Annotated in this window: 12 protein-coding genes; 6 read left to right on the top strand and 6 right to left on the bottom strand. The window is 44.9% G+C overall.

What is annotated here, in order from left to right; translation table 11 throughout:
• Positions 1-78 precede the first annotated feature (78 nt).
• Positions 79-354, bottom strand: a complete 276-nt coding sequence (locus AC0VYI_RS01390) for a DUF1330 domain-containing protein (RefSeq protein ID WP_199475505.1) — start codon at positions 352-354, stop codon at positions 79-81.
• 97 nt (positions 355-451) lie between these two features.
• Here AC0VYI_RS01390 and AC0VYI_RS01385 point away from each other — a divergent pair, with 97 nt between their 5' ends.
• On the top strand, positions 452-1,366 hold the full coding sequence (locus AC0VYI_RS01385; protein ID WP_475446800.1) for a LysR family transcriptional regulator: 915 nt from the start codon (positions 452-454) through the stop codon (positions 1,364-1,366).
• A gap of 63 nt (positions 1,367-1,429) precedes the next feature.
• Here the strand turns inward: AC0VYI_RS01385 and AC0VYI_RS01380 are convergent, their stop codons facing one another.
• The 3 genes from AC0VYI_RS01380 to AC0VYI_RS01370 all read right to left on the bottom strand — a co-directional run bounded on the left by AC0VYI_RS01380 (position 1,430) and on the right by AC0VYI_RS01370 (position 3,873).
• Positions 1,430-1,621, bottom strand: coding sequence for a PIN domain-containing protein (locus AC0VYI_RS01380; protein WP_475446798.1), 192 nt, complete (start codon positions 1,619-1,621; stop codon positions 1,430-1,432).
• A gap of 329 nt (positions 1,622-1,950) precedes the next feature.
• The gene (locus AC0VYI_RS01375; protein WP_475446796.1) at positions 1,951-3,045 is read right to left on the bottom strand and encodes a methyl-accepting chemotaxis protein; all 1,095 of its coding nucleotides are present in this window, start codon (positions 3,043-3,045) and stop codon (positions 1,951-1,953) included.
• 159 nt (positions 3,046-3,204) lie between these two features.
• Entirely contained in the window at positions 3,205-3,873 is a 669-nt protein-coding gene (locus AC0VYI_RS01370; protein WP_475446794.1) for a metal-dependent hydrolase, read from the bottom strand.
• A 260-nt stretch (positions 3,874-4,133) separates the two neighbouring features.
• On the opposite strand from AC0VYI_RS01370, the gene mtgA reads away from it, so the two are divergent.
• From mtgA to AC0VYI_RS01355, 3 genes are all read left to right on the top strand, one after another.
• Positions 4,134-4,814 carry a monofunctional biosynthetic peptidoglycan transglycosylase gene (gene mtgA / locus AC0VYI_RS01365; RefSeq protein WP_475446792.1) on the top strand — a complete coding sequence of 227 codons (681 nt, stop codon included), beginning with the start codon at positions 4,134-4,136 and terminating at the stop codon, positions 4,812-4,814.
• A 151-nt stretch (positions 4,815-4,965) separates the two neighbouring features.
• Positions 4,966-5,379, top strand: coding sequence for a universal stress protein (locus AC0VYI_RS01360; RefSeq protein ID WP_475446791.1), 414 nt, complete (start codon positions 4,966-4,968; stop codon positions 5,377-5,379).
• 278 nt (positions 5,380-5,657) lie between these two features.
• Positions 5,658-6,971, top strand: a complete 1,314-nt coding sequence (locus AC0VYI_RS01355; RefSeq protein WP_475446789.1) for a methyl-accepting chemotaxis protein — start codon at positions 5,658-5,660, stop codon at positions 6,969-6,971.
• A 98-nt stretch (positions 6,972-7,069) separates the two neighbouring features.
• Here the strand turns inward: AC0VYI_RS01355 and AC0VYI_RS01350 are convergent, their stop codons facing one another.
• Positions 7,070-7,861, bottom strand: a complete 792-nt coding sequence (locus AC0VYI_RS01350) for a DsbA family protein (protein ID WP_475446787.1) — start codon at positions 7,859-7,861, stop codon at positions 7,070-7,072.
• A 231-nt stretch (positions 7,862-8,092) separates the two neighbouring features.
• Between AC0VYI_RS01350 and AC0VYI_RS01345 the strand changes: the two genes are divergently transcribed.
• Positions 8,093-9,994: a B12-binding domain-containing radical SAM protein gene (locus AC0VYI_RS01345; RefSeq protein WP_475446785.1), complete on the top strand. Its 1,902-nt coding sequence runs from the start codon at positions 8,093-8,095 to the stop codon at positions 9,992-9,994.
• A gap of 75 nt (positions 9,995-10,069) precedes the next feature.
• Here AC0VYI_RS01345 and AC0VYI_RS01340 read toward each other — a convergent pair whose 3' ends face one another.
• Complete coding sequence (locus tag AC0VYI_RS01340) at positions 10,070-10,612, bottom strand: DUF3237 domain-containing protein (protein ID WP_475446783.1); 543 nt, start codon at positions 10,610-10,612, stop codon at positions 10,070-10,072.
• 630 nt (positions 10,613-11,242) lie between these two features.
• Here AC0VYI_RS01340 and AC0VYI_RS01335 point away from each other — a divergent pair.
• On the top strand, positions 11,243-12,349 hold the full coding sequence (locus AC0VYI_RS01335) for an NAD(P)-dependent alcohol dehydrogenase (RefSeq protein ID WP_199475514.1): 1,107 nt from the start codon (positions 11,243-11,245) through the stop codon (positions 12,347-12,349).
• Positions 12,350-12,358 lie beyond the last annotated feature (9 nt).

Genomic DNA, 12,358 nt, shown 5'->3' with positions numbered 1-12,358 from the left:
AGTTAGGGGGTCATTGGCCTCAGGTGTCAATGACCCCCTATTTCAGAGAGTTACCTCCCTTGCGGTCATTACTGACGACTACAACAGCTGGAAAGTACTGCGAATGCCAGCTTCACGAAGCGGCGCTAATGCTTGATAGGCGTCGCTGTTGTACCAGTTTCTAGCACTTTCTTTATCGGGGAATTCGATAATGGCTTTTTTACTATGCTCGGATTCCCCATGCAGTATTTCTGCTTCCCCCTTGGCGATAAATCGGCCGCCATAGGGCTCTATAGTGGCCTTTGCTTGAGCGCTGTACTCTGCCAATTTATCTTGATCAATTACCGTTGAATCGACAATCACAAAGCTAGTCATGTTTCTGTCTCCTTAAGACAAGTGAGTAGGTTGACTTAGCTTAAGGTTGTGTTGTTTATTTAACAATATCGATATAATTAACATAGTGTTTATATAAATGAACAATATAAAGCTCGCCCCTTTGCTTCTCACCTTTGCGGAAGTCGCCTCCAAGCGTTCCTATACTGCCGCCGCCAAAAAGCTAGGCATTAGCAAGTCGGCCATCAGTCAACAAATCAAACGTTTAGAGGAGGCCATTGGTCAGCAACTTCTAATACGCAGCACACGAGGCGTCTTACTAACCGCAGCGGGGGAAACCTTGCTCGCTCGCAGTGAGTTATTAGATGAGCAGCTTAATATGGCCTTCACGGAATTAAACCAAATTAAGGAGCAACCTAGCGGGCTCTTTAAAGTGTCCGTTCCGCCTTTTTCCGAAAAAGAAGTTGTGATGCCTGCCATCCGGCAATTGTGTCTCGAGTTTCCGCTGATCACCCCTGAGATTGTGGTGACCGCCAAATGGCAAGATCTGATAGAACATCAACTCGACGCCGCCATTTTTGGTGGGGATATTAAAGACTGTGACTATCGCGCTTTATCGGTCAGCACCGTATCAGAGATATTCTGTGCCTCACCGCGCTACACGGCCCAATACGGCTTCCCCAAAAACTTAGAAGAACTCGCACAACACAAATTCATAGCGACGGCATGGCATAGACCCAAAATCGAGGTGTTTGATAACCACCTCGATAATAAACAAATGATCTCTCTCGACCACTGTGTCAAAATAAATAGCCTAGCCACAGGGCTTGAAGCGACATTACTGGACATGGGAATAGCCCTGCTGCCCGAATTTTTAGTGCAAAAGCATTTGCAAGATGGCGGTTTACAAAGGGTACTTCCCGAATGTCGCGGCAAGGATTGGCACTTTTATTTTTTACATCAATATAAGGGGGAGAAACCACTGCATGTCTCACGTTTCTATCAGCTGTATCGTCATTATTTTTTAAAAACGTGCGCTACGAATAAGGCGTAGATTGGGTTAATTGATAAGCGGCAATAGGGGAAAGTTAATTTCGATATAAAAAGTTAGCCCACTCTATCCGTATTGTTTTTTGTGATCAGCATAAGCCTTCGCATGTTGATGGATAATGTCTAATGTGGATTCTGGAGCACCAGAGCGCACAAGTAAGGTTTCAATAAGAGAAACGGGATCTAGCCATTTATATGGGGTGCCTTTTAAGCAACCAAAGTAGAAGTTGTAACCATCGATGTAGACCCTCGTTCTCATGTTTTCAGTCCAATTGCTTGGATATAATAATGATTGGCGTGTCTCGTATCAAAAGTATGAGAAGAAAGGCTGTAAGGACTTTCCATATCCATTATTTAACGTCTTTTTTAAGGCTATAAAATTGAAAAAACCGGCACTAGGCCGGCTTAATCGTCCAACTCCAGGGGTCTGTATGTCGCCACGCGTGGAAGAAGGATAAGTTGTGCTCATATTGTAGACAAGTAAAGTTTACATTGCACTATTTTTTTCAGTATTTCTCAATCACTTAGGCTACTAAATTAATCCTCTATAATTCGTTCGCCTCTTTGTTTATTAAGCCTCTGCCTTTACTAAACAATGGTTTCCTGAAGCTGTGTTGAGAGGGCTTTTGCTTCTAGGGTTCGTTCATTGAGGTGTTGTAATCGTTCGTTCACTTCCACCGCCAATTTGCCAATATTGATTTGCTTAGTGGAATTTTCGTTAACCAGTCGGTTAATTTCATTCACTTCGGTGCAGATTTCGGCCAGAGACTCACCCGCTTTGTTGGTTAGCTCAACGGTATCGTGCACGGAGTGAACGCTACCATCAATGTTGTTCACGGCTTCTGAGACACCCTTTTGCAGGCTTTCTATCATGACTTGAATGTCGTGAGTGGATTGTTGGGTTTTGCTGGCAAGGTTACGCACTTCATCGGCAACCACAGCAAAGCCTCGACCTTGTTCACCCGCACGGGCGGCTTCAATGGCAGCATTAAGAGCTAACAAGTTGGTTTGGTCGGCAATACTACGAATGACGTCCAGCACAGAAGAAATTTGTTCCGAGTTGTTAGAAAGCAGATTGATTACATCGGCTGTAGAGGACACTTGCTGAGTCAGTTCTTTCAAGACACCTTCCGCCAATTGCAAATTGTGCTGTCCTTGATTGGCATCGCTCACCAAGACACCAACCTTTTGCGTGATAATTTCAGTATTGGCTGCCACCCCTTGAATAAGCGGCGCGCTATGCTGGCGGTGTTTGAGAATATCAGACAAATCTTGTTCTTGTTTATTAACAATCTGAAGTAGCGAGTCAAGTTTACTCTGTAGTGCTGTATTCGCTGTTGTGACATGCCGTTCTTCCTGTTTCGGTTGCGTCAGTTCCTGAATAGCTTGGTCGACCCAAAGTAGGAAATCGTCGACCTTCGCAGGCAAGGTAAATTGAGGGTGATCAGGCATATGTTTCGCCAGCCTGTCAGCAATCAACAACAGAGTCTGGTGTTGTTGGCGCCCTTTTTTTAGGGCGTTAAACGTGGAAAACATAGCAATGGCGGTGAGTAGCCAAACCAATATTAGGCTGGCAAGCGTTGGCATACTATCGGTCAGAGTGAGCGGCATTGTCAAAGCAATGGCAATGAGTATTTCAGCAGTCATCAACCCAGTAAACCACACGTTCTGTCTAGCATTCATGATGTATTCCTATTTTTATTATTGTGAATCATGTTTTGATAAGAACACATAATAGATGATATGCACAATTATTTATATGCTAACCAATTTGGATTTTGAGATAGCCATTGAGTCTATCGCCAAGAAGAGCAACACATTAAAGATAGCCCTGTGATGTTATTAAGCAAACGTAGGCAACCAAGTAAACGTCTTATGCCATACATCTGGATTGGGACTTAGCCAGTACCCCAAAGCACAGCATAGAACGAGCAAAAGCGATGTCCAAGGTTCGCTCCAGTCCGTGAGTTTCAGCGCGCTACCAAAGGAGCGCTTAACGCGCATTCCAGACAATTCAATGCTGTATAGTTCGTCGAGAATGAGGTGTATGGTCGCCCCTAAGAAGATAAATACTCCTACGCCCCATGCGGTTTTCGCGTTCAGATCGAAGACATGAAACGAGATTGCGACCGAGATCACGGTAAACATCTGGTTGGCTAGCAAGCTGTGTAGTGTTCCTCGGTGAATGGTGAGTTGTTCAAACCCCCACTGTATCGGGAAGCGTACCACTAGGTAGCCGACTAGCGCTAAAACCAGCACTTGCCAATGGGGCAACTGGTTCACACATAGAACAACGGTAAGTCCTGCGACCAAGGCGCCAAGCAAGCGAAAGACGATCCGAATGGCAATGGACTCATCGGAATCGATATCAGGCAACATCCCGCCAAGTGTTCCAGCTAAGGCATACAGAATAGCGTCACTCATAGTCGCAAATCCCATAATAAAGGCGCTTGCGGCGAGTGGTGCACTGAGTATGGCAGCCACAGTCACATGAGTTTTGAAGTCAGCCATTTTGATGGTTCCTTATTACGCTGATGTAAGGCGGGATATTGGTTTAAAGACGATATATCGTTAGTGAGCGCATACTACAGGAATCAGACTTCAGAATTAAAGACGACAAAATGTAAAGGAATCATAAACATCTAAGCTGCCAGTTTGCCGCTTGTCGCTTTCGTTGAGCGCCCTCTTAGCAAAATGACAGGAGATGGATAACTTTTTTGTTTATACTCTTGCTCAACATGGGCCTCATCCAAGCTGATAAGAGACAATGAATGGCAAAGCGTAAACGTAGTATTTTAGGTAAAGTATGGTTTGTTGTATGGCGTTTTTATCTGGTTCTGCTTCTCGTTTTATTGGTCTTTCGGTTTGTGCCGCCACCGACCACATCCTTTATGCTACAAAGCCCTTATCCAGTGACTCAACAGTGGATAAATATCGATAAGCTGCCACCCTACGTGCCGCTCGCTTTCGTTGCCTCAGAAGATCAACGGTTTCCATATCATTTTGGCATTGATTTTACCGCCATTGGTCATGCCATCAGCCAATATGACGATGGTGACGGTCTGCGTGGCGCCAGTACCATCACCCAGCAAACGGCAAAGAACCTTTTCTTATGGCCTGCGCGCAGTTTTATTCGTAAAGGCCTCGGAGCCATATTAGCCGTCAGTCTTGAGGCCATTTGGGGCAGAAAGCGTATCTTAGAGGTGTACTTAAACATAGCGGAATTTGGTAAAGGCATTTATGGTATTGAAGCAGCTAGCCAGCACTATTTTGGCAAGTCTGCAAGCAAGCTAACCAGAGATGAAGCCGCACGGTTGGCGGTGCTCTTACCGGACCCTCGTGAACGCAATCCTAACCATTTAACGCCGTATCTTCGCGACAGGGTCAATTGGGTGGAGCAACAAATGCAGCAGCTCGGTGCGGGCTATCTTAAATCTATTTTAGGGCGCTAGACGCCCACCGTATCAAGGAGCCGTTATATAGAAGCATCTCTATAACAGCTCCTTATTAGCTCGTCTCCTATTACTTTCCACCTTAACTCCATAGTCTTGACTCTGATTGTTCTATACTCAAAGGAAGCCAAAAACTAAAAGGAGGCTTGTTATGTATGAACATATCGCTGTACCTGTGGACTTAGCCCACGCAGACAAATTAGAAAAAGCGCTAAAAGTCACTGGAGATCTTGCCAAACTGTATTCGTCCAAGGTGTTTCTACTTGCCGTGTCAACGTCTGCAGCAAATGAAGTTTCCCATGATCCTGAGGAGTTCAAAAGTAGGTTGGACGCTTTTGCTGAAATGAAAAAACAGGAGTTTGGCGTTGAGTTTGTTGGCGTGGTGGTTCCTTGCACCGACCCTGCCGCCGATATGGATCACGTGTTAAATCACTGGCTACATGACAATCCTATCGATTTGATCGTCATGGCCTCCCATGTTCCCAGTTTTAAAGACCACTTTTTCCATCCCCACGGCAGCTATTTAACGTCCCATACGGACAAATCTATTATGCTCGTTCGTTAATTTCTGAGTGACTAGGGGTAAGGGAATGCCCCCTAATCACTCTGACTACCCCTCTATCCTCTCTCTACCTACCCTAGCCACCAGCCAATGTATAGAACCTGAACCGAGTACATAAACGCAACAAATCTCATCTATTCAAACAACATGACACACACATTTAACTAAAAATCATAACACTTATGAAATTAATTTATACATGCTTCCTTGTTATATTCCTTGATACAGAACGTTTGCACGGACCTTACGTTACCAACTGATCCTGTGTGAAGGAAAGTCTTATGCTACTGAGCAAAAAACATAAACAAAAAATTGATGATACCATTCAGTCCATTATGAACGTACTTCCAGAAACAAAAATAGACTTGGAAGACCGTTTTGATGTCATATCCCATATATCCAAAATTGTAACCGATAAGCTACAAGCCGCCTATAGCACCGAGCAAACCCTAAGAAAAGAACTCGAATCAGTTAACCAACAGCTCATCTCCTTTGAAGAAGCCATCAACAATTATGAGCAACGGTTTAATTTAATGTGTGAAGCGACGGCAGATGGCCTTTGGGATCTTACGTTTATTCCTGGAAGAGAGTTTGATGAGAATTACCCATTTTGGTGGTCACAGGCGTTCCGCAATATGCTGGGTTACCATGATGAGAATGATTTTCCAAATATTGCTAGGAGCTGGTCAGACAGATTGCATCCTGACGATAAAAGCGCGACATTCGATGCTTTTACAGCACATCTAAACGACAAATCAGGTCGCACAGGTTATGACATTGAATACCGTCTCAAATTAAAAAGCGGTGAGTATCGTTGGTTCCGCGCTCGAGGAGCAACCCTTAGAGACAGTCAAGGTAACCCATTACGCGTGGCCGGTGCGCTTACGGACGTACATGAAGAGAAGCTAGGACAAAAAGAAAGACGTAAGTTTATTGATCGTTTTGAACTGGCCAATAAAATGCTTTCTGACGGGTTATGGGACATGGAAGTTATCGCTGGCGACCCTGTGAACCCTGATAACCCATTCTGGTGGTCAGACCAGTTCCGTCGCCTTTTAGGTTTTGAAAATGAAAACGACTTTCCCAACGTGCTTGATAGCTGGGCTTCTCGTTTACATCCAGATGAAAGCAAAGACGTTGTGGATGCTTTTTCCAAACACCTCAAGGATCGTACGGGCAAAACCCCTTACGAGATTAATTACCGACTCAAGATGAAGTCAGGGGAATACCGTTGGTTCAACGCGAGAGGGGAGACAAAACGAGATGCACAGGGCAATCCACTACGTGTTGTCGGAGCCTTAACCGATATTGACGCCCAAATTCATCAAGAAAATATACAAGAAACAGAAATGGAATATCAAAATAAGATGAAGGAGAATTTCGTAAAAATTGGAGAAATTGTAGAAATAATTAGCGATATTGCCAAGCAAACGAACCTACTCGCCCTTAATGCCGCCATCGAAGCCGCTCGGGCCGGAGAGCAAGGCCGAGGATTTGCTGTCGTAGCTGATGAAGTTAGAAACCTTGCTTCGCGCACACAAAGCGCCACGGAACAAGCGGCTAAGTTAGTCGCCAGTAACGAATTATCTGACTAACATCAAGCCAGTTTACGTATGCTAAGGGCCATAATTCAAAACAATAAAAAGAGATTTGGTTTAGCAAATCTCTTTTTGTTTTTTCATTTTACGCTTGCTTAGTCCTGGCTAGCTTGATCAATCGCTTGCTGCAACGTTTGCTCGTCCACTGCGCCGCCAATCACGATGGTATTTTTCACTGAGGCACCACTAGCGGGTGTAATAATAAACCCTGGTGTGCCTTGGAAGCCAATCTGACGAGATAGTTGATCGTTGACCATGATAGTTTTCTTATACTCTTCGTCAGAGACTTTCTTCAAAGGCGCTTTGAGAGCTGCTTTTGCAACTTTTTGAATATCGGCATTGGTCAATTTGCCTTCATCATGATTCGTTGCGAAAATGCCATTATGGTAGTTAAGATAGGCTTTAGCTCCTTTTTGATGCCAAATTTCTAGACCTGCAAACGCGGCTGTTGCAGAGGTTTCCCAACGTGATGCAAAAATCGGCCAATCACGGAAAATAAACTTCACTTTAGGATTGGCTTTCATGAGCTGTTCCACTTCGGGAGCCATTTTGTGACAGTAGAAGCATTGATAGTCAAAAAACTCTGTCACAGTCACTTTGGCATCTTTCGGGCCAATGTGCGGAATACCGTCCAACTTCATTAAGTCGGCATGGGCTTTCACCGCCGATATCGTCAGGTCTGACTGCTCTGCTTCCTGCTGTTTCTTTTGGAGCTCTTGGCTCACTTGAACCAAAATTTCAGGGTGTTTTATTAAGTAGTCTGCGGCAATTTTGCCAATCTGTTCTTGCTGATCTGTTGAAAAAGAGCTGCTGTCACTGGCATACGCCATTGTCGCGGTTGCCATAATGGCTGTTGAGGATAAAACGGCTAATAGTTGTTTTTTCATACTGATATCCAATCATATTTACAAACATAAAGACCCATTGACTACCATATCGACGCAATAGCAGCAAAGCAACGCGCAATTGTGGAGAGATTGGGGTTCACTATGGGAGTATTTCTCGCCCCCCAGCGAATTAATAAGACTTTTATTCAGGCCATTTGCTAAAATCCACCTCATTCCTATTAGGTTTTACTTTAAAGGCAAGCTATGACCGTTCTTTTGATGACCCCACCCATGACCCAGTTAAATACTCCGTATCCAGCGACGGCCTATCTAACTGGTTTTTTGCGCTCTCGGGGCTATGAGGCGGTGCAGCGAGACCCTGCCATCGAATTGTTTCTTGAGATGATGACTGCCCCCGCGCTGGATATTATCCGCCAGCATGTGGAGGCCAATTTTGAGTCTTTTGAGGATGATGAGCTACCTGATGTGATCTTTACCTTTTTGGCCGAGTTTGATCGTTATCGTACTTGTGTCGAGCCGGTTATTCGCTTTTTACAAGGCAAAGATTCCAGCCTTGCCTTGCGCATTATCTCACGTCGCTTTTTACCAGAAGGCCCAGCCTTCAATGTGATCGCACAGATGGAAGCCGTCTCGGGGGACATACTCAAAACCGCTTTTGGTGATCTTGGTGTCCAAGATAAGGCCAAGTATCTGGCAACCTTGTTTATCAACGATTTGTCTACCGTGATTACTCAAGGAGTTGATCCCTATTTTGAGGTCAGCCGTTATGGTGAGCGGTTGGCAGCAGCCAATCCAAGCTTTGACGATCTATACAACACGTTAATGGATGAGCCGAGTTTTAGTTCTGAGATTCTAGAACAACTCGTTGAGCAATATCTAGAAGAAGCTCAACCCAGCGTCGTCGCGCTCACCGTGCCTTTCCCTGGCAATATGCTGGGAGCACTGCGCATTGCGCAAACCTGTAAAGACATTAACCCTGACCTGCCTGTGGTACTAGGCGGCGGTTTTGTGAACACTGAGCTTCGCGCACTGAAAGACCCACGGGTATTCGAATTTGTCGATTTTATCTGTGTTGACGATGGCGAGCGGCCTTTTATGACTTTGCTGGAATTCTTTGATGGCAAGCGCGAAATTGATGAGTTGGTGCGTACTTACTTTCTTGCAGAAAACGAAAACGGCGAGCCCTACGTGCACTATAACGAAAACGCCGAGTTGCACGATATTCCTCAAACCGATGTCGGCACGCCGATATACGATGGCTTGCCGTTAACAGAATACTTGTCCCTGTGTGAAATGCTCAACCCCATGCACCGCATCTGGAGCGATGGTCGCTGGAATAAGTTGACCATTGCCCACGGTTGTTATTGGCGCAAGTGCAGCTTCTGTGATGTGACACTGGATTACATTGACCGCTACGATGCCGCTGGCGCCGATATTCTGGTGGATCGTATTGAAGAGTTGATAGAAGAAACAGGACAAACAGGTTTCCATTTTGTCGATGAAGCGGCTCCACCAAAAGCCTTATTTGCTCTGGCAAAGCGTTTGATCGAACGGGGTGTAGTAATCAGTTGGTGGGGCAATATTCGCTTTGAGAAAACCTTCACCCCTGAACGCTGCCAATTACTGGCGGATTCTGGCTGCATCGCCGTGAGCGGCGGCTTGGAAGTGGCGTCCGACCGATTGCTTAAACTGATGAAAAAAGGCGTGAGTGTCGAGCAAGTAGCCCGAGTGACCAAAGCATTCAGTGATACTGGTATTCTGGTGCATGCTTATTTGATGTATGGCTTCCCAACGCAGACCGAGCAAGAAACCATTGATGCACTAGAAATGGTGCGACAAATGATGGGGCAAGGCTGTTTTCAGTCTGCTTTTTGGCACCGCTTTGCCGCCACTGCCCATAGCCCTATCGGCATCAATCCCGATGCGTATGGCATTACCCTTGCCGAACGACCCAATATTTTGTTTGCCGAAAACGACGTAGATTTCACCGACCCAACGGGCACCGACCATGAGATGTTGGGGGATGGACTGCGCAAAGCGCTCTATAATTATATGCATGGCATTGGCTTTGATCAGCCGATGAGTTTTTGGTTTGACCAACCCGTTGCCCATACTAAGGTAAAAAAAGATCTGATTTCTAGCGCGATAAACAATTTGATTGTCAGTAGTTAACGCGGCTGTGCGAACTGAGACCCCCTTACAGCATTTGGAAGAGGATCTAAGTATTAAGCTGGATTAATTGTTGAGTTAGAGCACCTGCCAAACACGAATAATCACAGCAGGATCTTTATCATAATCCTTTGCTCTGTCTACTGTTCCTAAGAAAATGGCTTTATTCATCCATTCGTAAGGACTGCCGATGGGAGCTTCAAAGCTTAACACGCTTTTGGCATAACGATTTTTAGGGTTTTCTTTGGTTGGTTTTGGGCTAATAATCGCCTTATTCTGTACTAAAATAATATAGCCATCATCGGTTTTAAGAGCATATTTTGCATCTAATTCTTTACTACCGTCTGGACGGCCAAGTTGCCAATCACCGCCACCAGAAAGTACCTTTCCTTTTAACGATGGGCCTTTAAACTCTCCCCCTGTGATCCAAACAATGCCTCGTTCTCCATATTTACTCTGGCCAACGGTTACTCTTGCTTTATCTATCGTCACACGAGCTTCATAAACGAATTTTGTTGTAAAGCGGTCATCTCTATTGGGGTTGTCACTAGCGGCTAACGCACTGACACTAATAAGAAGGGATATCGAGCAGAGTGTAATAGCATTGATGATTTTTAGCATATTGATTCTCCATTTTTGTTTTTATTGTTATCCATTTTTGCTTCTTTGAGGCCTTTGCACGATGTCACGAGCGACGCCAAGACGCGGCAAAAGCAGACGAGAAAGCGGAGTTTATACCTATAAATGAGCATTTTGAGTCTGTTTTTAACAAAGTATTGGCAAGTGCAGTAGTCGTGCAAAAGTCTCTCTCTAATTTAAAAACTCCTTTTTGAGAAAAAGCATTTTAACAATAGATGGTGAATGTTGATTTTAGCAATTGTTTAATCAATCAATGTTTTATGGTTTTTGCGATAACCGATGAAATCGAATTTGCATGTGGCAGATTCGACACCACTTGTGGAGGCATTGTTGTCCCGACAAGCCCTAGCACTGGTGCGTTTATGAGCATTAACGACTAACGACATATGCGCTAAAGAATGTCATGCTCTGTCATGGTCAGAACCCATCGACCCATATCGACAAACCATCACCTTATTTTTTCCACGATACTCGTTTTCTACTTGTTGTAAAAAATAGTTTAATATCATATTGTTTAATATATAAACAATACAGTTTGCCTTACCGATTAAAAAACCCCAGATGTCATGTCTGGATTGCTCATCAAATAACAACAATAAGGTGGAAATGATCATGAAAATTTTGGCCGCTATCGCACGTGAAACGGGAAAACCTTTCAGTGTCGAACACATTGATATTGAAGAACCAAGACAAGACGAAATCCTTGTTAAAGTCGTCGCTACGGGGGTTTGTCATACAGACCTTGTGGTTCGTGACGGCATGCTGCCCACACCACTGCCCGCAGTATTAGGCCACGAAGGTGCGGGGATTGTTGAAAAAGTGGGAGCTGGTATCAGCAAAGTCAAACCTGGTGATCATGTGGTGATGACATTCAACTCATGCGGTACTTGCCCAAGTTGTAAAAATCACGATATCAGCTATTGCCATGAATTCTTTCCACGCAATTTTGAAGGAACACGCAGCGACGGTTCCAGTGCTTTGAGCCAAGATGGCACCCCCATTACAAGTAACTTCTTTGGGCAATCATCCTTTGCTAGCTATGCCATTTGTAACGAGCTGAATGTAGTGAAAGTCCCCACCGACATTAAACTTGAGCTATTAGGCCCCCTAGCCTGCGGTATTCAAACTGGCGCGGGATCCGTCCTAAATGCTTTGCAAGTCTCTCAAGGCGATAGTTTTGTGGTATTCGGTACAGGTTCAGTAGGGTTATCTGCTGTCATGGCGGCAAATGCCGTTTCTGCGACCACGATTATCGCGGTGGATATGAACGATGATCGCTTAGCACTTGCGAAAAGTTTAGGAGCCACCCACACCATCAACCCCGGCAAAGTAAACAGTACCGAAGAAATCCTCAAAATCACTGGTTATGGGGCGAAATTTGCCCTCGACACCACAGGGATTCCTGCTGTCATAAAAGGGGCAGTAGAAAGCCTTGCACCAAAAGGCACCTGTGGCATTCTCGGTGCCTCTGGACCAGACACGGAAATATCGTTCAATGAAACACATTTTATGAGCGGCGGTCGACGCTTAATGGGAATCGTGGAAGGGGAATCGAATCCTGATGTCTTTATTCCTGAACTGATTCGACTCTATCAAGCTGGCAAGTTTCCCTTTGATAAATTGATCAAGATGTACGATTTTCAAGACATCAACCAAGCCGTTGAAGACTCGGAATCAGGCGTGACCATTAAGCCTGTTGTAACCATGCCAGCCGCCTAGTCACAATCA

It is taken from the genome of Marinomonas sp. 63XJN7_9_ISO-PGPR-S23-217 (assembly GCF_056173515.1).
Note: the sequence above shows the minus strand (reverse complement) of the source record. Positions and strands in the feature narration are given on the sequence as shown.

Bases quoted from the DNA above. Each gene is read 5' to 3' on its own strand.
- AC0VYI_RS01390 (WP_199475505.1), bottom strand. From the start codon at position 354: ATGACTAGCTTTGTGATTGTCGATTCAACGGTAATTGATCAAGATAAA.
- AC0VYI_RS01380 (WP_475446798.1), bottom strand. From the start codon at position 1,621: ATGAGAACGAGGGTCTACATCGATGGTTACAACTTCTACTTTGGTTGC.
- AC0VYI_RS01335 (WP_199475514.1), top strand. From the start codon at position 11,243: ATGAAAATTTTGGCCGCTATCGCACGTGAAACGGGAAAACCTTTCAGT.
- AC0VYI_RS01355 (WP_475446789.1), top strand. From the start codon at position 5,658: ATGCTACTGAGCAAAAAACATAAACAAAAAATTGATGATACCATTCAG.
- AC0VYI_RS01360 (WP_475446791.1), top strand. From the start codon at position 4,966: ATGTATGAACATATCGCTGTACCTGTGGACTTAGCCCACGCAGACAAA.
- AC0VYI_RS01370 (WP_475446794.1), bottom strand. From the start codon at position 3,873: ATGGCTGACTTCAAAACTCATGTGACTGTGGCTGCCATACTCAGTGCA.
- AC0VYI_RS01375 (WP_475446796.1), bottom strand. From the start codon at position 3,045: ATGAATGCTAGACAGAACGTGTGGTTTACTGGGTTGATGACTGCTGAA.
- AC0VYI_RS01385 (WP_475446800.1), top strand. From the start codon at position 452: ATGAACAATATAAAGCTCGCCCCTTTGCTTCTCACCTTTGCGGAAGTC.
- AC0VYI_RS01340 (WP_475446783.1), bottom strand. From the start codon at position 10,612: ATGCTAAAAATCATCAATGCTATTACACTCTGCTCGATATCCCTTCTT.
- AC0VYI_RS01350 (WP_475446787.1), bottom strand. From the start codon at position 7,861: ATGAAAAAACAACTATTAGCCGTTTTATCCTCAACAGCCATTATGGCA.
- AC0VYI_RS01345 (WP_475446785.1), top strand. From the start codon at position 8,093: ATGACCCAGTTAAATACTCCGTATCCAGCGACGGCCTATCTAACTGGT.
- mtgA (WP_475446792.1), top strand. From the start codon at position 4,134: ATGGCAAAGCGTAAACGTAGTATTTTAGGTAAAGTATGGTTTGTTGTA.